Source organism: Verrucosispora sp. SN26_14.1, assembly GCF_004307965.1.
In the GTDB taxonomy this organism is placed as follows: domain Bacteria; phylum Actinomycetota; class Actinomycetes; order Mycobacteriales; family Micromonosporaceae; genus Micromonospora.
This window is the reverse complement of the sequence record NZ_SISL01000622.1, coordinates 1-2,728: the sequence shown is the minus strand read 5'-3', so window position 1 is coordinate 2,728 and position 2,728 is coordinate 1. Positions and strand designations below refer to the sequence as shown.

Here is a 2,728-nt window from a genome sequence, read left to right as displayed (position 1 = left end):
ACCCATCTGTCCGCCGGGCGGTCCCATCGGGCCACCGGGGCCCATCGGACCGCCACCACGCGGCCCGTCGTACCCGCCGCGCGGGGAGTCGTACCCGCCGGCGAAGGCACCGGTCGGTTCGTCGTAGCGGCCGGCCTGTGCGGGCATCGATCGGGGCGGCATCGGCGGCACCGGGGCCATGCCCCGCTCGTCGCGCATCGGCGGGCCCATCCGGTCCGGCGGACCCATGCGGTCGGGCGGACCCATCCGGTCCGGCGGCGCCATCCGGTCCGACGAGCCCATCCCGGAGTCGCTGCCCCGGACGCCACCCGTACCGCCGCGCTCCTCCAACTCGGCCAGCTGCCGCTCGACCCGGTCGAGGTGCAGGTCGACCTGCCACTCGTCGTAGCCGTTGAAGCGGACCCGGAAGACGACGTCGTGGACCTCCTGCGAGAGCACCGGGGCACCGACGGGCTGACCCGCGAGAGTCGCCTCGACCCGGTCCAGGAAAGTGTCCACCTCGTCAACCTTGTAGCCCCGGCGGAGCGCCTTACGCCGGAAACGCTGACCCTGACTCGCCACTATGTCTCCTGGTCTCGTTCGCCACGCCCGGTCACGCTGACATCTCCCCGGCCGGGCCGGTGCCCCTGTCCTCAGCGGCGGCCAACTGCCCACATGCCCCGTCGATCTCGCGACCTCGGGTGTCCCGCACCGTGGTGGACACCCCGGCGTCGCGCAACCGCCGGACGAACTCCCGCTCGACCGGCTTCGGGCTGGCGTCCCAGCGGCTGCCCGGAGTCGGGTTGAGCGGAATCAGGTTCACGTGGGCCAGCTTGCCGGCCAGCAGCCGCCCGAGCAGATCCGCCCGCCACGGCTGGTCGTTCACGTCCTTGATCATCGCGTATTCGATCGACACGCGACGCCCTGTCCGGGCCGCGTAGGCCCAGGCCGCCGCCAGCACCTCGGAAACCTTCCAGCGCTGGTTGACCGGCACGAGTTCGTCGCGCAGCTCATCATCGGGCGCATGCAGCGACAACGCAAGAGTCACCGACAGGTCTTCGCTGGCCAGCCGGTTGATGGCCGGCACCAGGCCGACGGTGGAGACGGTGATGTGGCGCTGCGACAGACCGAGGCCCTCGGGGGCCGGCGCGACCAACCGACGGATCGCCGCGATCACCCGGTTGTAGTTCGCCAGCGGCTCCCCCATGCCCATGAAGACCACGTGCGAGAGTCTCGGCGGTGACCCGGCGACGGCGCCGGAGGCGGCCACCCCGGCCAGGTACACCGCCTGGTCGACGATCTCGGCGGTGGACAGGTTGCGGGTCAGCCCGGCCTGGCCGGTGGCGCAGAACGGGCAGGCCATGCCGCATCCGGCCTGGCTGGAGATGCAGACGGTGACCCGGTCCGGGTAGCCCATCAGCACGCTCTCCACCAGCGAGCCGTCGTGCAGCCGCCAGAGCGCCTTTCGGGTCGCCCCGTCGTCGCAGGCCATCTCGCGTATCGGGTTGAGCAGCCGGGGCAGCAGCCGGTCGGCGAGCCGGTCACGGGACGCCGCCGGCAGGTCGGTCATCAGCGCCGGGTCCCGCACCAGGCGGCCGAAGTAGTGGGTGGAGATCTGGCGGGCCCGGAAGGCCGGCTCCCCCAGCTCCGTCACCAACTCCTTGCGACCGTTCAGGTCGAGGTCGGCGAGGTGTTGCGGGGGCATCGCCGCCCGGCGCGCGCCGGGCGCGTCCGGGTCGACCGGGATCAGGGGCAGACTCGTCATGGCACGTCCAGTCTGGCACGCCCGCCGAGGAACGCACCCGTCCGGAGGGAGCAGAGACGCTCCCACCCCCTGCGCGACCCGGGCACCCCGGCGTGGTCCATGCCTCAGTTCACCGCCGGCACGAAGACGACGAGCAGCAGGTACGCGGTCGGCACCGCGAACAGCACCGAGTCGAGCCGGTCCATCAGCCCGCCGTGCCCGGGCAGCAGGTTGCTCATGTCCTTCACGCCCAGATCGCGCTTGATCATGGACTCGGCGAGGTCACCGAGGACCGCCGCCGCCGAGATCGCCATCCCGAACACCGCACCCCACCAGGGGGCCACGTCGAACAGCAACCAGAGCAGCACGGCGCTGCCCAGCGCTGCCGCGCCCATCGAGCCGACCAGCCCCTCCCAGGACTTCTTCGGGCTGATCGTCGGCGCCATCGGGTGCTTGCCGAAGTTGGCGCCGGCCGCGTAGCCGCCGGTGTCGGAGAGCACCACCGCGACCAGGGTGACCAGCACCCGCAGCGGGCCGTCCCCGGGCGAGGCGGCGAGCAGCGCGGCGAAGCCGCCGAGGAAGGGCACGTACACCGCGATGAGGGTGGCCGCGGTCATGTCCCGCCGGAGGCCGGCGACACCGTCCCCGAGCCGCCAGACCAGGGTGCCCGCGAGGGTGACCAGCAGGCCGAGCAGGAGCGCGTCCAGGCCGGCGAACCAGGCCAGGGTGACGGTGAGCACGCCACCGGCGATCATCGGGATCAACGGGACCCGGGCGCCGCCACGGCGTACCGCCCGGGACATCTCCCAGATGCCCACGCCGTAGGCCGCCGCGATCAGCAACAGGAACGCCGGGGTGTACAGGAAGAGCGGCAACAGGGTGACAGCGCCGAGGCTGGCCCCGACGGCGATGGCGGCCGGCAGATTCCGGCCGGCGCGGCTCGGTGTCTGCGGAGTGGCCGGGCGACCGGCACCGGCCCGCCGTCGGCCACGGTGGCGTCGGGCC

3 protein-coding genes are annotated in these 2,728 nt (G+C 72.8%); all 3 read right to left on the bottom strand.

The window, feature by feature from the left end; translation table 11 throughout:
* A partial coding sequence (locus tag EYA84_RS30060) for a DivIVA domain-containing protein (protein ID WP_131057530.1) occupies positions 1-561 on the bottom strand: 561 nt, incomplete at its 3' end.
* 31 nt (positions 562-592) lie between these two features.
* Complete coding sequence (gene rlmN / locus EYA84_RS30055; RefSeq protein ID WP_131057527.1) at positions 593-1,744, bottom strand: 23S rRNA (adenine(2503)-C(2))-methyltransferase RlmN; 1,152 nt, start codon at positions 1,742-1,744, stop codon at positions 593-595.
* A gap of 104 nt (positions 1,745-1,848) precedes the next feature.
* Positions 1,849-2,728: phosphatidate cytidylyltransferase (locus tag EYA84_RS30050; RefSeq protein WP_131057525.1), on the bottom strand; the 880-nt coding region annotated here is incomplete at its 5' end.

What these genes read in the sequence shown, in the direction of transcription:
- rlmN (WP_131057527.1), bottom strand. Translation starts at nt 1,744, where the DNA reads ATGACGAGTCTGCCCCTGATCCCGGTCGACCCGGACGCGCCCGGCGCG.